19 protein-coding genes are annotated in these 21,437 nt (G+C 68.1%); 6 read left to right on the forward strand and 13 right to left on the reverse strand.

All coding sequences use genetic code 11. The features are described 5' to 3' along the window. Positions 1 to 207: 207 nt before the first annotated feature. The 4 genes from ACIRR8_RS10335 to ACIRR8_RS10350 form a co-directional block, all read right to left on the reverse strand. Complete coding sequence (locus ACIRR8_RS10335) at positions 208 to 1,476, reverse strand: cation:proton antiporter (protein WP_404061595.1); 1,269 nt, start codon at positions 1,474 to 1,476, stop codon at positions 208 to 210. 2 nt (positions 1,477 to 1,478) lie between these two features. After that, positions 1,479 to 1,949: a cation:proton antiporter regulatory subunit gene (locus ACIRR8_RS10340; RefSeq protein WP_382067316.1), complete on the reverse strand. Its 471-nt coding sequence runs from the start codon at positions 1,947 to 1,949 to the stop codon at positions 1,479 to 1,481. 437 nt (positions 1,950 to 2,386) lie between these two features. Beyond that, positions 2,387 to 2,968 carry a hypothetical protein gene (locus ACIRR8_RS10345; RefSeq protein WP_404061598.1) on the reverse strand — a complete coding sequence of 194 codons (582 nt, stop codon included), beginning with the start codon at positions 2,966 to 2,968 and terminating at the stop codon, positions 2,387 to 2,389. 184 nt (positions 2,969 to 3,152) lie between these two features. After that, positions 3,153 to 3,485: a hypothetical protein gene (locus ACIRR8_RS10350; RefSeq protein ID WP_404061601.1), complete on the reverse strand. Its 333-nt coding sequence runs from the start codon at positions 3,483 to 3,485 to the stop codon at positions 3,153 to 3,155. 460 nt (positions 3,486 to 3,945) lie between these two features. On the opposite strand from ACIRR8_RS10350, the gene ACIRR8_RS10355 reads away from it, so the two are divergent. Both ACIRR8_RS10355 and ACIRR8_RS10360 read left to right on the forward strand, forming a co-directional pair. Then, complete coding sequence (locus ACIRR8_RS10355) at positions 3,946 to 4,125, forward strand: DUF6199 family natural product biosynthesis protein (RefSeq protein WP_404061604.1); 180 nt, start codon at positions 3,946 to 3,948, stop codon at positions 4,123 to 4,125. A gap of 40 nt (positions 4,126 to 4,165) precedes the next feature. After that, positions 4,166 to 4,963 (forward strand): nucleotidyltransferase, encoded by a 798-nt coding sequence (locus ACIRR8_RS10360; RefSeq protein ID WP_404061606.1) that lies wholly within the window; start codon positions 4,166 to 4,168, stop codon positions 4,961 to 4,963. A gap of 410 nt (positions 4,964 to 5,373) precedes the next feature. Here the strand turns inward: ACIRR8_RS10360 and ACIRR8_RS10365 are convergent, their stop codons facing one another. The 4 genes from ACIRR8_RS10365 to ACIRR8_RS10380 all read right to left on the reverse strand — a co-directional run bounded on the left by ACIRR8_RS10365 (position 5,374) and on the right by ACIRR8_RS10380 (position 10,814). After that, complete coding sequence (locus ACIRR8_RS10365; RefSeq protein ID WP_404061609.1) at positions 5,374 to 5,592, reverse strand: hypothetical protein; 219 nt, start codon at positions 5,590 to 5,592, stop codon at positions 5,374 to 5,376. A gap of 96 nt (positions 5,593 to 5,688) precedes the next feature. Beyond that, the gene (locus ACIRR8_RS10370; protein ID WP_404061611.1) at positions 5,689 to 6,939 is read right to left on the reverse strand and encodes a helix-turn-helix domain-containing protein; all 1,251 of its coding nucleotides are present in this window, start codon (positions 6,937 to 6,939) and stop codon (positions 5,689 to 5,691) included. Positions 6,940 to 8,222: 1,283 nt separating this feature from the next. Beyond that, positions 8,223 to 9,629, reverse strand: coding sequence for an AAA family ATPase (locus ACIRR8_RS10375; RefSeq protein ID WP_404061613.1), 1,407 nt, complete (start codon positions 9,627 to 9,629; stop codon positions 8,223 to 8,225). 765 nt (positions 9,630 to 10,394) lie between these two features. Continuing rightward, entirely contained in the window at positions 10,395 to 10,814 is a 420-nt protein-coding gene (locus tag ACIRR8_RS10380; protein ID WP_404061615.1) for a pentapeptide repeat-containing protein, read from the reverse strand. A 265-nt stretch (positions 10,815 to 11,079) separates the two neighbouring features. Between ACIRR8_RS10380 and ACIRR8_RS10385 the strand changes: the two genes are divergently transcribed. Continuing rightward, entirely contained in the window at positions 11,080 to 12,177 is a 1,098-nt protein-coding gene (locus ACIRR8_RS10385; protein WP_404061617.1) for a hypothetical protein, read from the forward strand. Between the two features lie 129 nt (positions 12,178 to 12,306). On the opposite strand, the gene ACIRR8_RS10390 is transcribed toward ACIRR8_RS10385, so the two are convergent. From ACIRR8_RS10390 to ACIRR8_RS10400, 3 genes are all read right to left on the reverse strand, one after another. After that, positions 12,307 to 13,773, reverse strand: coding sequence for a flotillin family protein (locus ACIRR8_RS10390; RefSeq protein WP_404061619.1), 1,467 nt, complete (start codon positions 13,771 to 13,773; stop codon positions 12,307 to 12,309). A 148-nt stretch (positions 13,774 to 13,921) separates the two neighbouring features. Further along, the gene (locus tag ACIRR8_RS10395; RefSeq protein ID WP_404061622.1) at positions 13,922 to 14,431 is read right to left on the reverse strand and encodes a hypothetical protein; all 510 of its coding nucleotides are present in this window, start codon (positions 14,429 to 14,431) and stop codon (positions 13,922 to 13,924) included. A gap of 105 nt (positions 14,432 to 14,536) precedes the next feature. Next, positions 14,537 to 15,037 (reverse strand): peroxiredoxin, encoded by a 501-nt coding sequence (locus tag ACIRR8_RS10400; RefSeq protein ID WP_018514004.1) that lies wholly within the window; start codon positions 15,035 to 15,037, stop codon positions 14,537 to 14,539. Positions 15,038 to 15,236: 199 nt separating this feature from the next. On the opposite strand from ACIRR8_RS10400, the gene ACIRR8_RS10405 reads away from it, so the two are divergent. Both ACIRR8_RS10405 and ACIRR8_RS10410 read left to right on the forward strand, forming a co-directional pair. Beyond that, complete coding sequence (locus ACIRR8_RS10405; protein WP_404061625.1) at positions 15,237 to 15,989, forward strand: alpha/beta fold hydrolase; 753 nt, start codon at positions 15,237 to 15,239, stop codon at positions 15,987 to 15,989. Between the two features lie 178 nt (positions 15,990 to 16,167). Beyond that, positions 16,168 to 17,865 (forward strand): SpoIIE family protein phosphatase, encoded by a 1,698-nt coding sequence (locus ACIRR8_RS10410; protein WP_404062555.1) that lies wholly within the window; start codon positions 16,168 to 16,170, stop codon positions 17,863 to 17,865. 136 nt (positions 17,866 to 18,001) lie between these two features. On the opposite strand, the gene ACIRR8_RS10415 is transcribed toward ACIRR8_RS10410, so the two are convergent. Both ACIRR8_RS10415 and ACIRR8_RS10420 read right to left on the reverse strand, forming a co-directional pair. Beyond that, positions 18,002 to 18,253 (reverse strand): hypothetical protein, encoded by a 252-nt coding sequence (locus ACIRR8_RS10415; protein ID WP_404061627.1) that lies wholly within the window; start codon positions 18,251 to 18,253, stop codon positions 18,002 to 18,004. A gap of 157 nt (positions 18,254 to 18,410) precedes the next feature. Continuing rightward, positions 18,411 to 19,865: a hypothetical protein gene (locus tag ACIRR8_RS10420; RefSeq protein WP_404061630.1), complete on the reverse strand. Its 1,455-nt coding sequence runs from the start codon at positions 19,863 to 19,865 to the stop codon at positions 18,411 to 18,413. A gap of 142 nt (positions 19,866 to 20,007) precedes the next feature. On the opposite strand from ACIRR8_RS10420, the gene ACIRR8_RS10425 reads away from it, so the two are divergent. Continuing rightward, positions 20,008 to 21,264, forward strand: coding sequence for a molybdopterin-dependent oxidoreductase (locus ACIRR8_RS10425; RefSeq protein ID WP_404062557.1), 1,257 nt, complete (start codon positions 20,008 to 20,010; stop codon positions 21,262 to 21,264). The last annotated feature ends 173 nt before the right edge of the window (positions 21,265 to 21,437 follow it).

The following is a 21,437-nucleotide window of genomic DNA, read 5'->3' on the forward strand; positions in this document are numbered from 1 at the left end:
GGGGTGGGCTCAACGCGCGAGGACGATTTCCGGACAGCGCAGCTCACAGCACACCGAGCAGCAAACCGCACAGCGCACCACACAGCACACCGAGCAGCAAACCGCACCACACAGCACACCGGACAGCCCACCCGACAGCACAACGGCCGATCCAGGCAGCCGTGGTGACGGCGGCCCGAACCGGCCGGAGCGGTTCGTGCGGGTCGATCAGTCGCCGCGCGCCTCGCCGGCGGGCTCCGGCGTGAGCTCGTCGTGGTCGCCGAGCCGGCGCTCGGGGGCGGCCTTCGGTGGCGCTTCCGCCACCGCGCCACCGGACTTCACGCCCCGCAGAGCCTGGATCTTCGCGGCGGCGGGCTCGGTCCAACGGGCGGTGAGCGGACCGGCGATGACGAGGATCAGCACGTACGCGGTGGCCAGCGGCCCGATGCGGGGCTCGGTGGCCACGGCGAGACCGGCGATGACGATGGAGAACTCCCCGCGCGCCACGAGCGTGCCGCCCGCCCGCCAGCGCCCGCGCGGACCGATGCCAACGCGGTGGGCCGCGTACCAGCCGGTGGCGATCTTGGTGAGGATCGTGACGACGGCCAGGATGGCGGCGGGCAGCAGCACCGGCGGGATCTCGGCAGGGTCGGTGGAGAGCCCGAAGAAGACGAAGAACACGGCGGCGAACAGATCGCGCAGCGGCGTGAGCAGCTTACGAGCCCCTTCGGCGACCTCACCGGAGAGCGCGATGCCGACGAGGAACGCGCCCACGGCGGCCGAGACTTGGAGCTGCTGGGCGACTCCGGCGACGAGCACGGTGAGGCCGAGGACGACCAGGAGCAGCATCTCGGGGTTGTCGGAGGAGACCGCGCGGCTGATGAGGCGGCCGTGGCGCAGGGCCAGGTACAGCACGAAGCCGACGGTCCCGAGCGCGATGACGAGGGCGAGGCTGCCGCCTGCCAGACTGACCCCGGCGAGCAGGGCGGTGAGCAGCGGCAGGTAGACCGCCATCGCCAGGTCCTCCATGACGAGGACGCCGAGGATGACGGGGGTCTCGCGGTTGCCGAGCCGGCCGAGGTCGGTCATCACCTTGGCGATCACGCCGGAGGACGAGATCCAGGTGACCCCGGCGAGCGCGACGGCACCGACGGGCCCCCAGCCGAGGACGAGCGCGGCGACGGCACCGGGCGTCGCGTTGAGGACGAAGTCGACGGCCCCGGACGGATATTGCGTCTTGAGGCTGGTCACCAGCTCCGAGGCGCTGTACTCAAGCCCCAGCAGGAGCAGCAGCAGGATCACGCCGATCTCGGCGCCGACCATGGTGAACTCTTCGCTCGCATCCAGCGGGATGAGCCCGCCGTGGCCGAAAGCGAGCCCCGCGAGCAAATACAGCGGAATCGGTGAGAGCCCTATCCGCCCGGCGACCCGCCCGATGAGCCCGAGCCCGAGGATGACGGCGCCCAGCTCCACCAGCAGTGCAGTCGTGTCGTGCACGGTCAGCCCTCCGCAATGATCTCGGAGAGCGCGTCGACGCCCTCACGCGTACCGACGGCGACGAGCGTGTCTCCGATGGCGAGTCGAAAGTCCGGTTCGGGTGAGGGGTGTGCGCTGTGCGTACGCAGCACCGCCACGATGGACGCCCCGGTCCGGGTCCGCGCCCGCGTCTCGCCCAACAGACGCCCGCCGTAAGGGGATCGGGATCCGAGCGGAATGTGCTCGGTGACGAGGTCGATGCCTTCGGTCCGTACGGCGTCGATGGGCGCGGGGTCGATGAGGTGGGCCAGCGCGGTCGCTTCGGTGGTCGTCAGGGGCACGGACAACCGGCACGAATCAGGGTCGTCCTGTTCGTAGAACCCGATGAACCGCCGGCCGTCGTGGTGGACGACGACGGAGATGTGCTGCCCGGTCTCGGTGGTGAAGTCGTACTGAGCACCCACACCGGGCAAGGACGTGCGACGGGTTCCCATGACTGCCTCCCGAGACGTGCGTCGTGTCCCGGCGCACCTGGTGATCTCTTTATCCGGCCCATACCTTATCGACAGGCTGGAAACCGTCCACCGTACGCAAACGGACGCCTGGACGTTCGTTCGACGACTCTCCGAGGCTCTCGGGAGCGGACGGGGAACGGGGCTCAGCCCACGACCCCGGCAGCACGCAGAGCGGCGAAGACGAGGGCGTACGCCTCCTGCTTCTGCGGCTCCGCACCGGCCTCAAGGAGCACCCGGACCACGTCCACATGCCCCGCACGCACCGCGCGAGGTCCAGCGCGGAACGCCCGTCTCCGCCGAGACCGTCCATCTCGGCACCGTCACCCAGCAGCCGCGCCACCGCCGCAGCGTGCCCGTCACCCGCGGCGCGCGCGAGCCGATCCCTCACGTCCATCCCGAGGACGGATCAGGACCTCTCAGTACTTCCCGTCGACCGGAATCCATCCGGACCATGACTCGGGCTGGTAGAACTTCCCGGTGTCACCGTCGTATCGCAGCACCCGCAGGCGTACGTTCCCGGTCTCGCGGTAGTCCTTGTCGCAGGTGGCCCAGGTGTTCACGCCGAGCTTGTTGACGCAGACCTCGGCTGCTCGCCCGTAGTCGGTGTAGACGCCGACGGCGGAGGACATGCCGTCCTTCCGGGTGTCGCCGGACCAGACGATGTCACCGTTGTGCTGGAAGCACCCCTTGGCGCCGTAGGCGGCGGTGGACCCGAGGCAGGTGTTGGCGGCGGGGGCGGCCTTGGCGGCTACGGTGGCTGCGGAGGAGGAGGTGCCGGCCTTGTCGTCCGCGGCCTCGGCTTCGGGCTCCAGGGAGGGAATATCGACCCCGTCCGCCGGAGCGAAGCCTTCCACGATCGTGACGTCGGCGGGCATCTCCACCTCCTGAAGACCTCCCGCCGCTTCCTCGGCCACGGCAGGCACCACGGTGAGAGCCGAGAACGCAAGTGCTGACACACCAGCGAGAACGCTCAGCTTTATGCGCCAGTTTTCACGCATTTTTCACTACCCCCGCACCCGACTTCTGCTGAGAAGTCATCCATGGCCGAATGTGAACAGGATGTGAGGCTAAGGGATCGCCGAGCGCGGGGAAAGTTTCGGCCGGCAGGAGCACACGGAGGGGGGCAGGCACCGGACCGGTGCCTGCCCCCCTCCGTGTGCTCCGACTCTCTCCGGAAACGACCTACCGAGCGTCGGGCGCTCCGACGGCCGCCTCCCCGTCGCTGCTCTCGGCGAACGAGAGGTCCAGAGCGCACTCGGCCGGAATCTCCCCGGCGGCCACCGCACACTCATAGGCCCGGGACACGCTCTGCCCGTCGAAGGTGGGCCCACCCTTCTGCCGGTCACCGGTCTCGACTCGACCGGCTATACCTTCCACCGGAGCGGACTCCGCCGAGGCGGGAGCGGTAGCGCGCCGGGAGGTCTCCGCGGCACCGGACGGAGACGAGCAGGCGGCCGCGCCGGTCGCGGCGAGTAAGGCGAGTGCGGCCGAAGCCGCGACCGTACGAAAGCGCATGAGGATCCCCCTACACCCGGACACCCAGCCGTCCGAATTGTCAGTGGATCTACGGTGCCATGTCACGCGATCCAGAAGGCGCGGAAACTGTGAAGAACCGGAGCTGGTGCGCGCCGTGCCGACCATGCCAACTCGCGCCATTTCGACGGCTGGTGAGCCGATGAGACAGCACTCCATCTCGCGACCGTCTTCACACGTCCTGGGCGACCTGGAGGGCAACGCCTTCTGCCTTCCGTACAAGCGCATGCGTCCGGTCCGTCCTACCTCGCAGGCGGATCCGAGCTCGGGTGCCATCGCAAGCGGACTGGACTCTTCCGTGGAGCCGAGGGCACATGGAACGGCACGAACCGAGCCGGTGGGTCCGGCACCAGAAGTATGTGTCCTTTTCAGCACCTGCGGCGTCGCCCGCATGATCGAGAGGTCGGCAATGATGGTAGCGGTGTTGTGCTTTGTCATCTTGATGGCGCTTGTCCAGGTCGTGAAACCGCAGCTGCTGTGGAAGATCAACCGTCCGCTGCAGAAGCCGTTCGTGAAGGACTACGACGCGACCGAACCCACGCACGCCGGATACATGATGAGCCGTGCCGTAGGGGCGGTGGTCCTCGTGGCTTCGGTGACCATGCTGATCAACAACCTCTGAGATCACGGCCTTTCCTCACCATGCGACACAGACTGTCCCTATGACGGATGAAGCCACGGGCCGGCTCCTCGACCACTTCGTCAGCCTCGTCCGGCCGGTGTTGCCTCTGGTTTCGGTGTGGGCGCACGGATCACTCGCCGGAGGCGACTACCAGCCGGGCCGCAGCGACCTCGACCTGATCGCCGTCATCGACCGACCATGCACAGCACTGGAGGAACAACGGCTCGGGGAAGTGCACGAACGCCTGGGGAGGGCCATTCCCCTCGCGTCGAAGCTGCATTGCAGCTACCCCGCAATCACGGAACTGGACGATCCAGCACGTTCGCACCTCACCTGGGCCCACGAGGAACTCATGCACCGGGCAGTTACACCGGTCACCAGGCGTGAACTGCACGACTTCGGGCTCACCTTGTACGGCCAACCGCCGGCAGCCCTTCTGCCTCCGGTAACCGACGCACAGGTCGCGGACTTCATCCTCAGCGACCTGGCGACCTTCTGGCGACCGTCCCTCGATCACCCCGAGTACTGGACCCGCGACATCTGGGTCGACCTCGGCCTGCTGACCCTGGCCAGAGCAACGGTGACGTTGCGGGACGGCAAGCTGATCACCAAGGCCGAGGCTCTCGACGTCCTCACCGAAATGGGAGCTCCGCAGGAGGTCGTGGACGACATCAGGCAACGCCGCTACGGGGAGCACAGCCGAGCCACGGAGCAATGGCCCGCCCGCCGAGCCGAGCTCACACTCACCTTTCTCAGGCCGGCGGTCGAGCGGATCACGACAGTCCCTTCCCTCGAACACGGGGAAGCGTCGGCCGGCAAGCGAGCCCCTGATGTCTAGGGATCACGCAAGGAGCGATGTGTAGTCCCAGGCCGACGGCCTGAGCGCGTTCCTCGGAATCGCCCCAACCCCCTGGACCGGCCAGGCGTAGGGTGCCGAGGCTGAGGCGGGACAAGGTCTTCCCGGCGATCTCGATCGTTCCGGTCGGCTTCACAGGTTTCCCCGCGATGCGCGTCCGTGGTGTACCAGGCCGACGGCCGGGTATGACCGGCATTCGGGGTGACCGATCGGATGGAACCAAATGCCCTGCCGGGCCCCGGACATGGACACACCGTCGTCGAGCACTTCTGCTTCCCCGACGGCCAGGGGTTTGACACAACGACCGCAGAATTGGCCAGGAGGCTGGGCGCAGCTCGGCTTCCCGGGAGGGGGCAGGGCTGGCTCCGACGAGGAAGGCCCATGGGTCGTGGTCACAACGACGCCCCCGCTTCCCGTCCCCGGCACGCCGCACCGTCGGCGCAGGCGCGCGGGAACCACGAGTAGGCGGCGCCGTCCGGCGGAGTGACCCGCTTCTCTCCGAGATCGATGTCCGAACCGGGGCTCAGCGGTGCGCGGCACCGGACGCAGTGCCAGCCGCGCTGCTGCTGTTCGGTCAGGTCGTGGACGGGCGGTAAGTCCCTCACGGGCATGATCGCTCTCCTACTGATGGACGGTATGTCCAGACCGTAGGAGCGCTCACGGAGAACGAGGGGCAGGATTCCTGCCCCTCGTCCAGGTGTTCGTCCCTAGGCGGCGAGCAATCCCAGCTGCCCGGCAAGGACGGCTGCCCGCTGCCGCCGGGCGGGGAACGTCGACTCGGTCTCCTCCAGCACGATCCGGCGGGCATAACCGTTGTACCGAATCGTCTCCGGAGCGGCTTGGTGCGCGCGCTCCAGCGTGGCGAGAGCCGTCTCCTGCTGACCATCGAGGTGGTAGGCCCGTGCCTCCTCGATCCGATGACGGGCCAGCCTGGGGCGCGACGGGATGGCCATCCGGTCTGCGGCGACGGCTTGCCGTACGGACTCGCCACCCGCGCGGAGTTCGACGGCCACGGTCACCGCGTGCGCGCCCATGATGGCGCGGGAGAAGGAGGTCACCGGGTGGTAGTAGCCGGGGTCCAGCTTCTTCGCCGTCCTCTGTGCCTCGTTCCACCACCGCCACGCCGTCCCCGCCTCACCGCGCCGGGCAGCCGTGTACCCGGCCTCGAACTGAAGCGCCCCCGCGATCGCACGGACCCGGTCGTCGGCCTCGGGCAGGAACCGGTCCAGGTGGTTGAGCGCCTCAGTGGTCATCGCGTCCGCAGCATCGAAGTGAGCCGGCCCCATGTCCCGGTGCGCCTGAGCGGCAAGCCACGCGGCCACCCCGATGGCATGCGGATCCTCGGACTCCTGCGCCGCGACCATGCCTCGCTCGGCAATCCGCCAGAGAAGGGCGCTGTCGGGCTGGTACGCCACGAAGAACTGCGCGAGCGAGTACGTCTCGGAGAGCACGGTCTGAGCAGCCCGCCGGTCCCCAGCACGGTCCGACTGCCGTACGGCGAGCTGAGTATCCCGGATGAGCCCGGGGAGCAACTCTCCAATAATCTCACGGTGGTTGGCCGTACGGTGCCTGGCGGCCCAAGCCCTGGCCAGCCGAGCAGCAAGGTGCGAGGCGGAGGGCGCCTCTTGATCACCGTCCAGCGTCAGGGCGTTGACCGCATCGCGGACTGCGGGAAGCCGTGGGTGGCCGGGACCGATGAACAAGGCCACGGACGGGCTCTGGTCGCCGGTGAGGTCGGCCAGGTCACGCACGCGGAGCAGCTCAGCGATGCGGAGGACGACGGGAAGCCGGGGCATGCCGATCTCTCCTCGCTCGACCTGCTTCACCCAGGAGGGCGACATGCCGAGGAGCCCAGCAACGGTGGGGCGGCTCAGACCACGCCGGGTGCGGAGGATCTGCATGCGTTGTCCGAACCCCAGAGGGTCGGTGTACGGGTCCGGGGTCGCGTCCTTCGGCATGGCATTGCCCCTCTCTGCACAGCTCGTCGCTGCCAGGGTATGGGCAAGTTGCCTTGTGTGGAGGGCAAGCTCCGCATCATCAGCCCTGCGGCCGGGCACAGGAGTCTGCTCGTGTTCCGGTTTAGGCATGGATGCTCAGCAACTATGGCTGTGTATCTGTTTTTGGCTTGCTCCCGCAATAGCCTCCCGGTAGGCATCGGCTGACTCGCTCGGCTACATGAAAAATGTAATAAGGGAGTTCCAAGGCGGGCCCTTGGAACGGAGCATCAGCCGTGAGGTATGGGAAAAATCGGTGGTGTTGTCGTAGCGCGTCCGACGCGTCGACTTCTTGGGCTGAGTGGATCACCCCGGAACAGGTTGCTGGATGCATGGTCTGGGGGTTTACACAATTTGCATGTTGGACGCCTTCGGCGCAGCCCCGCCTCGACGTTCGGCGCCACGACACCACTTTCTTCTATCGCTATATACCTCTCACTTCATCAAGGCAGTTCATTCCGCTCTCCGCGCCGAACCTGGCCTGTTATTCTGTATCTGCCCTGCGGCAGCCCGGCCTGCCGCCCGTGCCAATCTCAGCGATCAACCGCGTGCCAGAGAAGAGGCAACTTCGAGGTCGGGGCGTGATGATCGGCTCCGCAGCTTTACAGGGCTATTTCGGCGGGTTCTCGAAAATCTTTGTGCCATGTCGTGCTTCACCGGGCGGGTACACCTAATGCCTGAAGCGCGCTAGCCTGCAGAGCCATGATCACTGGATCTGAGGCTGGCCCTCTCGAGGCCGTTATATCGACCTATGCTGAGATTGCAATAGTTTGAACGCGCGAACCTAGACGGGGATTTTTTCGATGTTCGACCCGCATCGCACGAGAGAGATCATATAGGGTCTCCCTCTAAAGTTAACTCGTGCGCGCTTAAGATCCCTCATTTGCAGAGTTGTGAGACCTGCATGGGCTAAAACAGGGACGAAAACGACTGGCGTCCCCTCCGTGAGTTTGTGAATCAGTTCTGCCCCTTTCTGGATCTGTTCCACGACGTGCCCCGCCTTAGCCCCGCCTCCTTTAAGTTCAATTGCATATGCCCGCACTATACGTTCCTGGCCAACAGCCCAAAAGAAAGATAGGTCGCTAAGTTTCCCCCCTGGTTGGTGATTCTCCTGAAACTTAGTCCCAGAAAGGCAGATCCATTTTTCCGATTTCCCGGGGAAAGAAATCGAGCACTTACCTTCCCGGAATGAGCTGGTTATGCCGCAGCAGTCCCTATGCCTCTCAGGACCGAGGAGTGGGCTGCCCTTATTCGTCTTCTTCAAGGCGCCTACTCAATACAACGGATTCGCCATAAAGTTTCTCCTCCACCTCGGAGAAACTGCTTTGTGAGATTCCGGCGTCAGGGCTGATCTCGATCGAGGAAACTTCCGTTCCGTTAGGTGTGGGCTCGAAAAGATAGGAGCCGACTTTACTGGGGGAGAGCCGAATGTCGGCACCGAAACCCACTTCATCGGCATCAGGCTCGGGGATGGAGCCGGCAATAATGGCGTTATTGAGTTGCTGTAGGAAGAATTCGCTGTGGGTAGTTAGCGAAACCCGCAGACCTTTGTTGATAAGGCGGCAAATGCATCGAGCCAAAGCCGTTTGGCTGGCCGGATGGAGATGCGCTTCGGGCTCCTCGATCACTAGGTGATCATTGCGATTGAGGATGTGGCGCAGATATACGACGATTGGGGCGATCTCTGAGATCATCGACGAAGTCCGCGCCAGTGGGTAGTCCCCCTGTCCGTGCGTGTAAATGATTTCAGGGTATCCGAATGCATCTTCCTCTAGTCGGACCGTTCCGCTGAGGATCTCATTCTCGAGTTGTTCAGCTTCCTCCGCGAAGAAACTTACGTCGCGGGGCTCCAGTTCAAGCAACTCTCCTAGGAAGTCAACGACGACTCCACTCATGGCTGGGACTTTCATCTCCTCTACACCCGCCATGGCTGCACGTCTGACCATAGATGCAGCCAAGGCCTTATGTGACTGGAGTAGGCCTGAGCGTGCGGCGGGCAAATATTTCGTGTGCAGCGGAATTTCTCGAAAGCAGTTCCTGGCGAGCTCTGTGGTCAATTCCCTCAATAGGTAGGTCCTGGGGAGTCCCTGTACATTGTCTGCCCTCTTCTTAATTCTTTTCCAAGAAGTGGATCCGCTTTTTGGCCAGACATCGCTCAGCTCCGGAGGCGACGTATCGATTTTGGTACCACGTGAGGTAATCTCAATATCAATGGACCAGCCAGGCCGCCAGCTTTGGACATTGATGGTCCCCTTAGTGAGTCGCCGCTGCCTTCGGCGCATTTCAGTCAGAGGCATGCCAAAAATTCTCTCAAATTCACTCACCATCGCGCGTGAATACAAGCTCATGATTTCGCGCAGCAATTCACTGAAAAGATTGGCGATGGCGTCAGGCATTTCCTCTACTTGAGGAACTTTGCCTTCCTCGAGAAAGTCGAAGACGTAGGCGCTGGCCTCGTAGGCTCGGTCATCCGGAATGCTGGAGAAGTACTTTCCTAGGCGAATCCTTCGTGTGGCGTAGTCTGCGGCGGTCCTCGACCACGCGGCATACATGCCAGTAGCAAAGATTGATTTCCCGGAGTTGTTTGGGCCGATGAGGACATTAAGTGGGCGCAGTCTTACTGATGCAGTCCGAATTGGGCCGATGTTGCCCATGGTGAGTTGCATTCTTGGCTATGCCTCTTCATGCTTAGTTTGATCAGTGCGGAGGGGGCGTGGCCTAGGAGCTGGTTCCAACCGTACGATGTGATCCATGTTGCGGTGGTCTCTGACGTATCGTCTCTTTCATTTCTTCACCGTAAGAGAAGCAGTAGTGAACGGAGTAAGCTCTGTTGGAGGTGTTTTTCTGGAGGGGTGGAGGACGCCTGATGCGCCTCGCTCGGCCCTCTAGGCACCCACCCTATGTGGGTGTCCGCTACCTTGAGAAGTGATGGGCACATTTGGTGGGGTGGCTTGGGCGGCGTGCCTAGGCCGGTTGAAGCTGCTCGCGAACAGCCAGAAGTGGTCGAGGGCGGCTCCTAAGCGCACAAGTCGTCGTCCTGACCAGCGAAATCGAGCTAGCCAAGGCCCCGGCAACGCCCAGGACGGGAAGATGACTTGAGGCGCCCTTGGGAACCCCTTGCCAGACGGTACGGCTCCTGGCCGTAAGTAAGCCCGCCTCTGCCTGGAGCGGATCACTCGGCATGTGCCCCCCTCGGTGACATTTTCTTCCAGGACTCGGCAAAGCCCCCGGAGCATCGGCAGAGTGGCCTTCTAGCTCCCTTCGAAGAGGCCTGCTGCCAGGTTGATACTGGTGAGCCGGGAGGGGCGAGTAACGTTTACGGCTTCACGGGGCGGTAGTTCGAGTGTCATGTGAAGAATCCCCTGGGCATGCAGCCACGAAGACAGTGCGCCGTAGACGTCCAGGAGACGTAGGGAGCGCTATCCCGGGGGCCAGCCGACCACCGCGTCGGCCTGGACGTTGCGCAGTGTTGTTCGCTCGAAGCGGGCGCCGGTGATGTCCGTGGGGCCCAGGCGCGGGATGCCCGTGTTGATGCTGCTCAGTCTGGCGCCCGTCAGGTCCGTGTCGCGGAGGTCGGCGTCTCGTAGGTTGCAGCCTGCCAGTACCGCGCCGCGTAGGGAGGCTCCTCGTAGGTCTGCGCCGGTGAAGTCGCAGAACTTGAACCAGCAGCCTTCCAGGGTTGCGTAGCGGAGGTCCGTTCCGGCGAATGAGCAGCGAGCGAAGCGCAGTTGGTTGGTTCGGGTGGATGCGAGGTTCTGGGCGGTGAAGTCCTCGCCGCTGACGGCCGCGTAGCGGTGGAGCTCTGAGAGGCGTTGGCGGGCGGTCAGTGGCGTGGTCATGGGGGCAGCGTCTCAGCCGGGGTGTTTGGCGGCGTTGAGATTTCGTCAAATTGACCGTTCAACAGACAGGCCTGGGTAGGGTGATCTTGTGCCCCTGTGGGGGGACTTGAGGCCGTCTCGGGGCGGTTTGGGCGCCAGTCAGCCCCTGCCTGCTGTACGGTGATCGTGTCATCACGCTCTGTGCGTACGCATGGGGCGGCCCCCGGTGGTGTTACAGCACCTAGCCGAGGGCCTTCACCCAACTAGTGGAGAAGAGTCCACCGGGATGCTTTGGCATGCTATCGCGCCGGTTCGGCGCTACACGAAGGTCTCTCACGACGTCATGCGTCATCCGCGTCTGAACAGTGACGCGAAGGTCTTGATCGCTTACGTCCAAGGGTTGCCCGAAGGGCAAGTCGGCCGTGCTCTGTCCGAGCATGCTCGTGAGGTGGGCATCAAGGGGCGGCGGTATCAGACGGCCAAGGAGCAGTTGGTCGTGAACGGGTTCGTGCATGAGCGGAAGGTGCCTGGGGCGCGAGGGTTGTGGGCTACCCATCAGCTCTTCTCCAATGTGCCGTTGAGTGATGTCGATGCTCGTGCACTCTGGCGCGAGGCCGGTGTGGGAGTTGATACGGCTCCGAGTGCGCAGTCTCCGGCCGTCGGTGAGCCGGGGGCTCGGAGTGTCGGTCATCAACTACCGGTAGACGAAGAACTGGGGGAGAACTCTTTCCGCCCACCCACCCAAGCGAGCAATGGTGAGGTGGAGTTGAGGGCGCTTTCGTTTGAAGAGGCGCAGGTGGAGCGGGTGTTGCTGTCCCTGCGGGAGTGTCGGCGGGATCTGCGGCTCGGTGTTGCCGAGGCGCGTTCGCTGGTGGCACTGGCTGTGGAGTGGTTGCGGCGCGGGGTGTCCGGTGCGGAGCTTCGGCAGGTGCTGAGCAGTGGGCTGCCGCCGGGGCGGGTGCGGTCCGCTGTCGGGTTCCTGCGGCATCGGCTCGTACAGAAGATGCCCGAAGCGCCCGCCCCCGTATCTGTGCCTGAGGCTGCCCCCGCCCCTGAGCCCGCGCCTGAGCCCGGCCCCGAGCCTGCCCCCGCCGCGCCTGAGCCGCCTCCCGTCGTTGCTCCGCTCGTCACCTGTCAGGGGCCCGGGAACGAGCATGTCTTCCGGTCCTACGGCGGGGCGACCGAGTGCGCGGACTGCCAGCAGGCCGCCGCCTGGGCGCGGTGGGCCGAGCGGCGCGCCACCGATCTGGGGATCGATCTCGCCGAGGACGCTGCGGCCGCCGTGGAGGCCGGGCGGGATCCCGACGGGTGGCGGGGGAAGCTCGCCGCTGCCGCCTCCGGTGTCGGCGCTGCCTCCGAGGCCGGGGTTACCGACGGGATGTAGGCCGTGCGGGCCCTGGTTCGCAGAGTTGGCCGATTTCCGTAACGTTCTTCATAAACGCGTCCGTGCCCGGCGATGTTTGTCGTTCGCCGGGCACGGGCCCCCAGTAGGGAGTGCTGAAGCGGGTGTGCTTCAGTCCGTGATCTCGATCTTGTCTTCGGACTTGTTCCCGGAGGTCTTGTTCCCGGACGGGTTTCCCGACATGTTCCCGTTCTGAGGAACGGTGCTCGTCGTGCGGTTCTTCAGGTTGTCCAGGAGCTGCGCCACGTCCACGCCCGTCGTCGAGCTCAGCAGCTCCACGCCCTGCGCGACGTTGTCGGTGACCGTACGGGCCAGCTGGCTGGCGCCGTCCGTCGAGATCACCGTCATCTTGTCGATCGCGCTCAGCGGCTCGGAGGCCTTCGCGACGACCTGCGGGAGCACCTCGACCAGCATCTGCAGGACGGCCGCGTCGCCGTACTGCGCGAACGCGTCGGCCTTCTTCTGCATGGCCTCCGCCTCCGCCGCACCCTTCGCGGCGATCGACGCGGCCTCGGCCTCACCCTCGATGCGCACCGCGTCGGCCAGCGCCGAACGGTGGAGCTTCTCACCCTGACCGGTCAGGCGCGAGCGCTCCGCGTCCGCCTCGGCCTCCTTGACCTGGGCGATGCGGCGGGCCTCCGCCTCCTGCTCGGCCTGGTAGCGGGCGGCGTCGGCGGGCTTACGGACCTTGGTGTCCAGCTCGCGGTCGGTCAGCGCCGCCTGGCGCTCGGCCACCTTCTCCTGCTCGCTGAGCACTTCCTGCTGGCGCGCGGCCTCGGCGAGCGGACCGGCGGCGTTGGCCTTGGCGGCCGCCGCTTCCGTCTCGGCCTTGATCTCGGCCTGCTTCAGGTAGTACGTCCGCTCGGCGATGGCGATCTCCTCGGCCGCCTTCAGCCGGGCCTGCTCCGAGGCGCGCTTGGCGATCGCCTCGGCGATGTCCGCCTCCTGCTTGGCGCGGGCGGCCTCCGGACGGCCGAGGTCCTCCAGGTAGGAGCCCTCGGTGGTGATGTCCTGGATCTGGAAGGCGTCCAGGATCAGGCCCTGGCCGGAGAGGCTCGTCTCGGCTTCCTCCGCCACCTGACCGGCGAACGCGGCCCGGTCGCGGATGATGTCCTCGACCGACATGCGGCCGACGATCGCGCGGAGCGCTCCGGAGAGCACTTCCTGCGTGAAGCCGACGATGCCGTCCTGCTGCTGGAGGAAGCGCTGGGCGGCCGCGCGGATCGCGTCCTCGCCACCCCCGACCTTGACGATCGCGACGCCTTCGAGGTTCGACTTCACACCGCGCAGCGTGACCGCGCCGCGGACGGCGATCGGGATGTGCCGGCTGGAGAGGTCCAGCGTGAACTTCTGCTGGACGAACGGCACGACGAAGACGCCGCCACCGACGACGACCTTCTGGCCGCTGTTGTCGATGCTGGTGAGGCCGGTGACCGGATCGGTCGACTTCTTGCCGCGTCGGCCGGTGATGATGAAGGCCTCGCTGGGCCCGGCGACCTTGTACCGCGTGATGACGACCAGGCCGAGCAGGACGAGAAGTACGACGATGCCGATGACGGCGAGAGCTACTGGACTCATGAGAGGTGTCCCCCCTGCCTCCCGGATGGGGGACGGCAGATTGTTGTGGTGCCAGGTGCTGGTGGGGTGTGGGTGGTCGGTGAGTGGGTGAGTGGGTGCGTACGGAGGTGAGTGAGCCGGTGGAAGAGGTGGTGGCCGTGGCGCGTGGTCAGCGCTCCACCGGGCGGACCGCCACCGACGTCGTCGACAGCTCCGCCTCCACCCAGATCTCGGTGCCCCGCACCACCGGCGCCGGCGACTTGGCCGCGTACTTGACGGGCTGGCCGGCCAGCCGCAGCATGACCTCGCCGTAGCCGTCGGCCGGGATGGCCGTCACGACCATCCCGGACGTGCCGACGAGGTCGCCGCCGCGCGGTGTGGAGGAGGTCTGGTCCGCCATCAGGGCCTTGCTGAACTTCCAGGTCAGCCAGCCCGCGACCACACCGGCCCCGACGCCCGCGACCGTGGCCACGAACGGCCCGGCACCCGTCGTGCCGAGCACGATGGCGCCGCCGAAACCGAGCATCGAGATGAAGCCGGCGATCACCGGGAGCGAGAGCAGTCCGTCGAAGAGCCCGTCGAGCACGCCGTCGAGCATCCCTTCGAGGACGCCGCCGAAGATCAGGGAAAGGGCCAGCAGGACGATTCCCGCAATGCCGAGACCGAGAAAGAAGGTCACGTGATCACTCCCCTGATTTTCTGCTTCCCCCGAGGTATTTCCGTCGATCTGGCTGGATGATCCCATGGGCGGCCGGTTCCTGACACTGCCGGAACCCGGCAATCTTTACGCGGTTTTAATGCCGGACAGCTGATCGGCGAGGGTGGAAAGTGACTGGAAGGTGGCGCCCAGCAGAGCAACGTGCTTCCAGCGCAGGACGCCGTCCGGGCCGATGAGGAAGACCGCCCGCCGTACGCCGATGCCGGGCGCGGCGACCCCGTACGCCTTGGCGATCTCCCGGCCCTCGTCGGCCAGCAGCGGCATGCGGAGCCCGTAGGTGCGGGCGAACGACTCGTGGCTGTCCACACCCTGTGGACTGATGCCCCAGACCTCCGCGTCGAGCCCTTCGAAGGTCTCCATGCCCGAGGAGTACGAGCAGAGCTGCTTCGTGCAGACGCTCGTGTTGTCGCCGGGGTAGAAGGCCAGCACCAGGGCCCGGCCGCGAGCGGCGGAGAGCGTGTAGTCGCCGCGCTCGAAGGTGTCCCCGGGCACGGACGGGCCGGACAGGACACCGCCCGGGAGCGTGAAGTCCGGTGCCGGGGTGCCGAGGGGAGGTCCTGCCGCCATGACGACTCCTTCTGCTGCGTTCGTTGTACGTGCAAGGTTGTACGTACAAGGTGGTACGTACAAGGGTGAGGGCGTGCCCGTACAGTGAACGGCACTTTCCGGCCGTTGACACGTTCGGCCCCATCCGGACCGGCGTCCGCTCCGAATACGTAGTACAGGAGCGGGCTCACCGGCTCCGCACCCGGATCTGGAGGTACGCGTGGACCGACGACCGCCGGCGGCAGCGGTTCTCGTCCTGCACGGGGGGCACGAGAGCGGTACCGAACCGCCGCCCTGGGGCCCCCTCAACCTCCCCGGCGTCCGCATGCGCCCCTTCGTCCGGGCCCTGCGCCGGGCCACCCGCACGCCCAAGGTCCGCGCGCCCGAGGACGGTACGGAGGTCCTCGTACGGCAGGTCCGCTACGAGCACCGGGGCTGGAACGGCCACCGCGCCGACGCCCTCCGCGACGCCCTGTCCGCGCTCGACGCCCTCGGCGAGGAGGCCGGAGACGTGCCGGTGGTCCTCCTCGGCCACTCCATGGGCGCCCGCGCCGCCCTGCGCGCCGCCGGGCATCCGCTCGTACGCGGAGTCGTCGGCCTCGCCCCGTGGTGCCCGCCGGGTGACCCGGTGACCCAGCTCGTCGGGCGGGACATCGTCCTCGTCCACAGCAGCCGGGACCGGATCACCAGCCCCCAGGCCACCCAGTCGCTCACCGCGCGGGCCCGCCGCGCCGGCGCCCGCACCTGCATGGTCACCGTCCGCGGCGGCGACCACGCGATGATCCGCCGCGCTCCGGCCTGGCACCGGCTCACCACCACGCTGGTCACCGGACTGCTGGGTACCGGCAGTCTGCCGGGGCCCGTCATCGCCGCTCTGAGCCTGCCGCCGACCGCCGAGCCGACCGAGGGCACGCTCGACCTCGACCGGCTGCGCGCGGAGCGGGGACCGGCCGGACTCCTGCCGAGTTCCTGAGCCGGGGCGGCCCCCTGGCACCTCTGCCGGCACGCCTCCGGGTCCGCTGCGTATGGAGCCGGTACGCCTCCGGGGGCGCTGCGGATGCGGTGCCGGGGAGCGCCGCACACCATGGAGGTCCGGAGGCCGATCGACGGCGGAGGAGACCCCCTTGCAGGCCGAAGCGTGCGGCGACGGAATGCCTTCGTCCTTCGACCCCACGACCGTGGCCACGCTGCTCGACGGCAACCCCGCCGGAGTGGCCGTTCTCGACGCGAACCTCCGCTACACCTACGTCAACCCCGCCCTCGAACGGCTCAACGGCCTGCCCGCCGGATCCCACATCGGCCACACCTTCACCGAGGTGCTGCCCGAGCTCCGCGGCCAGGCCGCCGTCCTGCGCGGTGTCCTGCGCGACGGCGAACCGTGCGAACAGACGATCAGCGGGCGCACCTGGGCCGCGGCCGCCGACGACCCCCGGTTCTGGCGCGCCACCTACCACCGGCTGGAGACGGGCGGGGCGGTGTGCGGGCTGATGGTGATCGTCGTCGAGATCAGCGACGTCACCCGGCAGCGGGCCGAGCTGGAGGAGGCGCGCGGCCATGTGGCCCTGCTCTCCACGGCCGCCGTCCGGATCGGCACCACGCTCGACATGGACACCACCTGCCGGGAGCTCGCGGAGTTCGTGGTGCCCGCCTTCGCCGACGTGGCGGCCGTCGACGTGTTCCCGCCCGAGGTGGGACATCCCGTACGCCGTCCCGAGCCCGGTGTCCTGCGGCTGCGGCGGGCCGCGCTGCGGGGGCGGGGGCGGCTGGACGAGCAGGTGCAGCTGTTCGGACACCCGGGGGAGTACGTCGACTTCGCGGCCGACTCCGCCGTGACCCGCTGCCTGGCCGAGAACGAGCCGGTCCTCGACGACTGGGAGGACCACCGGCGCGGCCGTTCCGCCTTCACCTCGGACCGGATCGCCGCCTCCCAGGCGCTCGGCCTGCGTGAGGCGCTCGTCGTCCCGCTCACCTCTCGCGGCAGCCAGATCGGCACGCTCAGCCTGGTCCGGGCGGAGGGCTCGCCGGCCTTCAGCGACCAGGACGTGCTCGTCGCCCGGGAGCTGGCCGGACGGGCCGCCGTCGACCTCGACCACGCCCGCCGCTACGACCGCGAGCACAGCATCGCCCTCGAACTCCAGGGCTCCCTGCTCTCCGAACCCCGCGGCCCGCACCCGCACGTGGAGGTCGCCACCCGCTACCTCCCGGCGGAGCGCGGCGTCCTGGTGGGCGGCGACTGGTTCGACGTCGTACCGCTCCAGGACGGCCGCCACCTCAAGGCCATGGGCGATGTGATGGGCCACGGCGTGGAGGCGGCCGTGGCGATGAGCCACTACCGCTCGCTGCTGCGGCTGCTGGCGGCCGAGGACCTGCCGCCGCACCGGATCCTGGAGCGGCTCGACGAGATGGTGGAGCGGTCGGGCCTGGACCGGGCGGCGACGTGCCTGCTCGCCGTCGTGGACCGGTTCGGCGGGGTGTGCGAGGTGGCCAGCGCGGGCCATCTGCCGCCGGTCTTCATCGACCCGGGTGCGTCCCGGGCCCACATCATTCCGGTGGAGTCCGGGCCTCCGCTCGGCACCGGCTTCGGCGGCTACCGGACCACCACCGTGCCGTGCGGGCCGGGGACGGTGCTGTTCATGTACACGGACGGCCTGGTGGAACGGCGGGACGAGGACATCGACGTGTCCGTGGCGCGGCTGGCCTCGCTGACCCTGCCGTCCGGCGGCAGCCTCGACGGGCTGCTGGACCAGGTGCTGGACCGGTTCGGCGGAGACGCGGAGGACGACATCGCGGTGCTGGCCTCGCGGATCAGGGAAGGGCCGCCGGTGCTGCGGAGGCCCGACCCGACGTGAAAGGCCGAGGCCCGACGTCAGAGGGGCGGCGCCTCACGTGAAAGGGCCGGTGCCCGACGTGAAAGGGCCGGTGCCCGACGTGGACACCGGCCCTTTCAGCGGTCGTTCGTTGCCCCGTACGGGTGATGCCCGGCGCTCACGCCGTCTTCGGCTCGTTCTCCCGCTTCCGGCCGCGCAGCTGCCGCAGGACCAGGGCGGCCGAGGTGATCAGCGGCAGCATCCCGGCCACCGCGTCGGCGGTGTTCAGCTTGTCGTGCGAGCTGCTGGCCCGGCGCACCTGCTTCGAGGCCCTGAGGACGGCGAGCGCGCTGCTGCCGAGGCTCAGCGCGAGCCCCGCCTTGCTGGCCCGCAGGCCCTTGGCGGGCGCGGAACGGTTCTTCTTCGCCATCGGAGGTACCTCCACGTGGTGCGGTGCGGGGTGTTCCGGACTCACCCGTTCCACGTAACCGGGTCCGCCGCGCCCCCGCAAACGGACCGGCCCCCGCAAACGGACCGGCGCCCGCAAGAGGACCGGCCTCCGCAAACGGACCCGTTCACCAGCTCGCTCACCACCCCGTCCAGAGCAGGTGGTTGATCAGCAGCGCCGGGACCACCGACGCGACCAGCCAGTACCGGGCGGTCCGGGCGGGCAGCAGGGCGGCTGCGGGCAGCAGCCACAGCAGGAACGGCTGCCAGATGCGCTCGGTCTCCGCCTTGCTCATCCCGGAGAGGTCGGCGGCGAGCAGCGCCACCAGCGCGGCGACCACGAGCACCGCCAGCCGTTGGGCGGGGGTCATCGTGCCGGTACGGAGCTCCCGTACGGCCCCGAAGGCGTACGACGTGCTCCGGCGCACTCCGGCGACCGCCGCCAGGCCCGCCGCGAGGACGGCGCAGGCGAGGTTGGCCCAGACCCAGTACGCGTACGGGCGTACGCCCCCCGCGCCCTGGTAGTACCGCTCGACCAGCAGGTGGTACGCCGTCCACCAGTTGAAGCCGGCCAGCGTGAAGGCCACCGGGACCACCAGCCCGCCGAGCAGGAACGGGACCACCGGGCGGGCCGTCCGCGTGAGCAGCAGGACCGCGAGCAGGACCGCCGCCATCAGCCCCAGCCCGTAACTCAGGTAGCAGGTCCACCCGAACAGCAGGCCCCCGCCCACCGCCGCCGCAGCGGGGAAGCGGACCCGGCGCGTCGCCGCCAGCGCGAGCAGCGCCACCGACCAGGCGGCGACAGCGGCGAAGTACCCGTCGGCCGAGACGCCCGCCCAGACGGCCGCCGGGGCGAGGACCAGGAAGGGTGCCGCCCGCCGGGCCAGGCGCTCACCGGCCAGGACGCGTACGGTGATCAGCGCGGCCAGCACCGCCGAACTGCCCACGACGACACACCAGACGGCGGCCCACGCGCCACCGCCGAGCCCGATCCGGTCCAGCCAGACGAAGGTCAGCGTCGCGCCCGGCGGGTGGCCGGCGACATGGGCGGGCCAGTTGCCGGGCTCGCCGATCACGATGTGGTTGGTGAAGTCGCGCAGGGTGGCGGGGATGTCGTCGAAGCGGTCGATGACCCGCAGGTACTCGTGCTTGGTCGTGAGGCGCCGCTCCACGCCCCGGTACCAGCCGTCGATCAGCGCCATCGAGAAGACCCAGCCCGTCGACCCGGTCCAGGCCGCCGCGAGGAGCCCGCGCCACGGCAGCCGGGCGGCGAGCGGCGGACCGTACGCGACCACCAGCACGGCGAGGGTCAGCGCGGCGGGTGTGCCGGGGCCGAGGTGCGGGTCCCAGGAGGCCAGGAGCGGCGGCCACTGGACCTGGAGCGTGCCGGTCCGGTTCTGGACGTACCGGCCGATGAGGATGGCGGCGGCGACGAGCAGGACCGCGAGGGCGGCGGCGGTGAGGTCGTGGCGGTGGGCGCTGGCGTCCTCCGGAGGGGGCGGGAGGCTTCCGCCCGTGCCCGGGGCGCCCGTATGTGCGTCAGGTGCGTCGGGTTCGGTGCTCTCGGTGTCCTCTGTGGTGTCCTCGGTCTTCACGCTGGCACGCTATGCACGCCCGGCCGCGTTCCGGCGGTACGACAGGGCCCGCGCCCGGCTGATGGGCCGTACGGGCGGCGCGGGCGCCGGGCCGGAGCCATGGGCCGCTCCCGTACGCGTCCCGGCGCCTAGCGTCGGGACCATGCCCCTGACCAGCTTCCGCCGCTCCCACAGCGCGCGCCCGCGTACGCCCGCCGACCCCGCCTTCTGGCGCAGCCCGGTGCGCGGGGTGCGGTTCACGGCGGTGCTGGGGCTCGTCCTGCTCGTCGGGCTCACCGTGGTCACCGTGACCGGGCTGCTCTCGTACGCCGCCTACAACCCGGACCTGAACGCGGCCAACGACTCGACGCCGGACAAAGGGTGGCTCGGCTTCTACCTGTTCGCCTGGCCGACCGGGCCGCACTGGCTCTACCGGCTGACGCAGGGGCTGCACGTCACGGTCGGGATCGTGCTCGTCCCGGTCCTGCTGGCGAAGCTGTGGTCGGTGATCCCCCGGCTCTTCGCGCTGCCGCCCGTCCGGTCGGCGGGGCATGCGCTGGAGCGGCTCTCGCTGCTGCTGCTCGTGGGCGGAGCGCTGTTCCAGTTCCTCACCGGGCTCCTCAACATCCAGCTGGACTATCTGTTCCCGGGGTCGTTCTACCGGCTGCACTTCTACGGGGCGTGGGTGTTCCTCGCCGGGTTCGTCGCGCACACCGCTCTCAAACTGCCGCGCGCGGTAAGGGTGTTGAGGAACGGGATTCCGCGCGGTGAGGCCGACGAGCTGGCCTCACCGGATCCGCTGCCGGCCACCGTCTCCCGGCGCGGGGCCCTCGCGCTGGTCGGGTCCGGGTCGCTGCTCCTGCTGCTCACCTCGGCCGGGCGGAGCTTCGACGGAACGTTGCGCCGGACCGCGCTGCTCACGCCGCGCGGCGGTACGGAACCCGGGCCGGGCGGCTTCCAGATCAACAAGACGGCCGCGGCCGTACGGATCACCGCGGCGGACCGAGGCGAGGCCTGGCGGCTTCGTGTGCGCGGGCCTGCCGGTGAATTCCGTTTCTCCCGAGAGGAGTTGCTGGCCATGGAGCTGCACACCGCCGCGCTCCCGATCGCCTGCGTGGAGGGCTGGTCCACCTCCGACCAGCTCTGGCGCGGGGTGCGGCTGCGGGACCTGGCGGCGATCGCCGGATATCCGGACCGGCCGCCGGGTGTGTTCGTGGAGTCGATCCAGCGCCGGGGGCCCTTCCGGAAGGCCGCCCTGCGCGACAACCAGGTCCGCGACGGGCGTTCGCTGCTCGCGCTGGAGGTCAACGGCGCGCCCTTGACGGCCGACCACGGCCATCCGGCCCGGATCATCGTGCCGGCGGCCCCCGGCGTACTCAACACCAAGTGGGTCGGATCACTGACGTTCGGAGAGCTGTGATGTCCACGAGAGCGGTACGGGTGCGGCGTGCGCGATTCTCCGTACGCCGGTGGTACGGCGAAGGTCCCCTGCACCTCCTCCTGCTGGCGGCCACCTTCTGCCTGGCCGGATACGCGGGCGTACGCCTCCTGGACGGCGACACCCTCGGCGTCCTGCTCTGGTTCGCCGGATCG

Origin of the sequence: Streptomyces sp. NPDC101178 (genome assembly GCF_044767965.1) — a bacterium.
Taxonomy (GTDB): domain Bacteria; phylum Actinomycetota; class Actinomycetes; order Streptomycetales; family Streptomycetaceae; genus Streptomyces.